General features: G+C 72.3%; 4 protein-coding genes. 2 read left to right on the top strand and 2 right to left on the bottom strand.

Going from position 1 to position 3,819, the window contains the following annotated elements:
- Positions 1 to 451 (bottom strand): aldo/keto reductase (locus H5J30_RS21425; RefSeq protein WP_181789014.1); only part of this gene is annotated, 451 nt, incomplete at its 3' end.
- A gap of 123 nt (positions 452 to 574) precedes the next feature.
- Here H5J30_RS21425 and H5J30_RS21430 point away from each other — a divergent pair.
- Positions 575 to 1,624 carry an LLM class F420-dependent oxidoreductase gene (locus H5J30_RS21430; protein ID WP_181789015.1) on the top strand — a complete coding sequence of 350 codons (1,050 nt, stop codon included), beginning with the start codon at positions 575 to 577 and terminating at the stop codon, positions 1,622 to 1,624.
- A gap of 240 nt (positions 1,625 to 1,864) precedes the next feature.
- A complete protein-coding gene (locus H5J30_RS21435; protein ID WP_181789016.1) occupies positions 1,865 to 2,656 on the top strand; it encodes a ferritin-like domain-containing protein in 792 nt (263 codons plus the stop codon).
- 52 nt (positions 2,657 to 2,708) lie between these two features.
- On the opposite strand, the gene corA is transcribed toward H5J30_RS21435, so the two are convergent.
- Positions 2,709 to 3,707, bottom strand: a complete 999-nt coding sequence (corA, locus tag H5J30_RS21440; RefSeq protein WP_181789017.1) for a magnesium/cobalt transporter CorA — start codon at positions 3,705 to 3,707, stop codon at positions 2,709 to 2,711.
- Positions 3,708 to 3,819 lie beyond the last annotated feature (112 nt).

The following is a 3,819-nucleotide window of genomic DNA, read 5'->3' on the forward strand; positions in this document are numbered from 1 at the left end:
TGCTCACGCCCGCGTAGCGCGCCCGGCCGCTCGCTATGGCGGTGTCGAGGGCCTGGAGGGTCTCGTCCAGCGGGGTGTACGGGTCGAAGGCGTGCACCTGCCACAGGTCGACGTGGTCGGTGCCGAGCCGCTCCAGCGAGGCGTCGAGCGCGCCGAGCAGGTGCCGCCGGGAGGTGTCGAAGCGGCGCTCGGGATCGGGCACGCTGCCCGCCTTGGTGGCGACGACGATGTCCCGCCTCGGTACGAGGTTCCCCAGCAGCCGCCCCAGCAGGTACTCCGCGCCGCCGTCGGCGTACACGTCGGCGGTGTCGACGAGCGTCCCGCCGGCCTCCCAGAACGTCTTGAGCAGTCCGGCCGCCTCGGGCTCCCCGGTGTCCCGCCCCCAGGTGAGGGTGCCCAGTCCCATGCGGGAGACGCGAAGGCCCGTGCGGCCGAGTTGCCTGTGCTCCATGGGCGTTGAGATTACTGGGGCCGGCGCGCTGCGCGCCGGGGACGGTCGCGCTAGAGTCGCACAGATATATTACCCACCGGTACGAAACCTCGGCGCGAGACGCCGGAGAGCAGGGAGGCCCGCATGCGGCTCGGGATCAACCTCGGCTACTGGGGCGCCGGCATGGACGCCGACAACCTCGCCGTCGCGCAGGAGGCCGACCGCCTCGGCTACGACGTGTGCTGGGCGGCCGAGGCGTACGGCTCCGACGCGGCCACCGTGCTGAGCTGGGTCGCCGCCAAGACCGAACGCATCGACGTCGGCTCCGCGATCTTCCAGATCCCGGCCCGCGCCCCCGCCATGACGGCGATGACCGCCGCCACCCTCGACTCCCTCACCGAGGGCCGCTTCCGCCTCGGCATCGGCGTCTCCGGGCCGCAGGTCTCCGAGGGCTGGTACGGGGTGGAGTTCGGCAAGCCGCTCGCCCGCACCCGCGAGTACGTGGAGATCGTGCGCAAGGCGCTGTCGCGCGAGCGGCTGTCGTACGCGGGCGAGCACTGGACGCTGCCGCTGCCCGGGGGCCCCGGCAAGCCGATCAAGCTGACCGTGCACCCCGTGCGCGAGCACATCCCCGTCTACATCGCCGCCATCGGACCGAAGAACCTGGAGCAGACCGGCGAGATCGCCGAGGGCGCCCTGCTCGTCTTCTACTCGCCGGAGCACGCCGAGGAGACCACCCTGCGCCACGTGCGCGCCGGGCGCGCGAAGGCCGGCAAGGACCTGGACGGCTTCGACATCGTGCCCACGGTCCCGATGGCCCTGGGAGACGACGTCGCCGCGCTCGCCGACGTCTTCCGCCCGTACACCGCCCTCTACGTCGGCGGCATGGGCAGTGCCAAGCAGAACTTCTACAACCGCCTCGCCGGGCGCATGGGTTACGAGCGCGAGGCCGCCGAGATCCAGTCCGCGTACCTCGCCGGCGACAAGGCCGCCGCTGCCGCCGCCGTGCCGCAGGAGCTGATCGACGCCACCACGCTGCTCGGCCCGGTGGAGCGGATCGCGGACCGGATGCGCGCCTACGCCGAGGCGGGGGTGACCTCCCTGTCGCTGGCGCCGTCCGGGTTCACGCGGGAGGAGCGCATCGCGGGCGTGCGCGCCGGTGTGGAGGCCCTGGAGCGCGCCGGCCTCGCCTGAGCAACGGCGGCCGGCCCCGCCGCAAACGGCAGCCCCTGGCATGCCCCGGGCAGCGCGGCGGCCGTGGTGGGGGCTCGGGGTCCTCCCCGCCACGGCCGTCACCCCACCCAACGCACCGTGCCCCCGTCGGTTACGGGATCGCCCGCATGGCGGATGGTGCGCACCGCGGTGTTGCGTCATGCGCATCTGCGTCATTCACTCGGATACGGGTGTATTCCGGCGGTGAAAGGCGACGGTGACATGCTTTCGGCCAAGGACCTGTACAAGGAGATCCTCGACAACGACGACACCTTCCGGCTTTTCTGCTCCATCGCCGCCGCCGGGGAGGCCCAGGGCGGCTGGGAGAACGCCCGCATCGCCGTCCTCGTCCCCGACTCGTACCGCGAGCTGGCCCCCAAGGTGGCCCGGCACGGCGCGGACGAGGACAAGCACGGCCGCATCTTCGGCGCCCTCATGAAGAAGCGCGGCCTGGCGCCGGTGGAGGTCCCCGGCGAGACCGACTACACGATGCTGCTGGAGGGCATCGGCATCGGCCTCGCCCACGACCAGCTGCACCGGGACCGGCAGCTCACCGAGGCCGACGTCATCACGTACCTCGCGCACAGCAGGGTCACCGAGCAGCGGGCGTCGGACCAGATGGGGATGCTCCTCAAGCACTTCGGCGACCACCCGGACATCGGCCGCGCGGTGCGGATGATCTCCCACGACGAGGACAACCACCTCGCCTACTGCCACGAGGAACTGCTCGCCATGGTCGAGAAGGGCCACGGCCGGCGCGTACGGGCCGCGCTGCGCGAGGCGGCGCAGGCGGAGATCCGGGTGTACCGGGACGTCAGCCACGCGGTGATGGCGCACATGGGGCGGATCCTGAACTGGTCGCGCGGCAGACGCGCGCTGCTGTCCGCGGGCATCGAGGCCGTGTACGCGTACGAACGCGCCGCCGGCTGGCGGCGGATGGTCTCGCTGCGGATGCCGGAGCGCCGCGACGCCCTCGGCGGGCCGCCGCCGCGCTCCGCGACCGAGTTCGCCTGACGCGAACAGCACGCGGGGCGACGGGGCCGGCGCGGGCGGGAGGGCGCGGCCCTCAGCCGCCGCCGGTCCCCAGCCAGCCGCGGCGGCGGAAGAACACGTACAGCCACAGCACCACCGACGCCATCACCAGCAGCACCGCCGGATACCCCAGCGTCCAGTGCAGCTCCGGCATGTGGTCGAAGTTCATGCCGTAGATGCTGCCGATGACGGTCGGTGCCGCGGCCATGGCGGCGTAGGCGGAGATCTTGCGCATGTCGTCGTTCTGCTGCACCCCCACCCGCGCCAGATGCGCCGCGAGGATGTCGGACAGCAGCCGGTCGATGGTCTCCACATGCTCGTTGACGCGCGTGAGGTGGTCGCCGACGTCGCGGAAGAACGGCCGCGCCCGCTCGTTGACGAACGGCAGCCCGGCCCCCGCCAGCCGTGTGATCGGCTCGGCCAGCGGGCCGGTGACGCGGCGGAACTCCAGCGCCTGCCGCTTGAAGTCGTAGATCCGCCCCGCCGAGCGGCCGGGGTCGCGGCCGCTCGGCCGGAAGACCTCCGCCTCCAGTTCCTCCAGGTCGGTGTGGAAGTCGTCGGCGACGTCGAGGTAGTTGTCGACGATGGCGTCGCACACCGCGTACACCACCGCCGTCGGCCCGTGGGCCAGCACCTCCGGCTGCCGCTCCAGCCGGGCCCGCACCTGCCCGAGCGGATTCGCCTCGCCGTGCCGCACGGTGACCACGAAGGAGTCGCCCACGAAGGTGTTGATCTCGCTGACGGTGATGGTGTCCGTGCGGTCGTCGTAGAGGACGGGCTTGAGGACGAGGAACAGCGCCGCCTCGTACGCCTCCAGCTTCGGCCGCTGGTGCGCGGAGACCGCGTCCTCCGCCGCGAGCGGATGCAGGCCGAGCCCGTGGGTGAGGGCGTCGAATTCCTCGCGGGACGGCTCGAAGAGCCCGATCCAGCAGAAGGTGTCCTCTTCCGCGCGCGCCTGCGCGAGCACGGCCGGGACGTCCGCGGGCGCGGGTACGCGCCGGCCGTGCCGGTACAGCGCGCAGTCGACGATCACACCGTCATTCTTTCCCGAACCGTGCCGTCTGTCGCGCAGGACGTACTCTGGCTGGCATGCCCACCCTCCTACTGCTTCGGCACGCCCGCTCCACGGCCAACGTGGACGGCGT

The organism is Streptomyces phytophilus, from assembly GCF_013870535.1.
Classification (GTDB): Bacteria; Actinomycetota; Actinomycetes; order Streptomycetales; family Streptomycetaceae; genus Streptomyces; species Streptomyces phytophilus.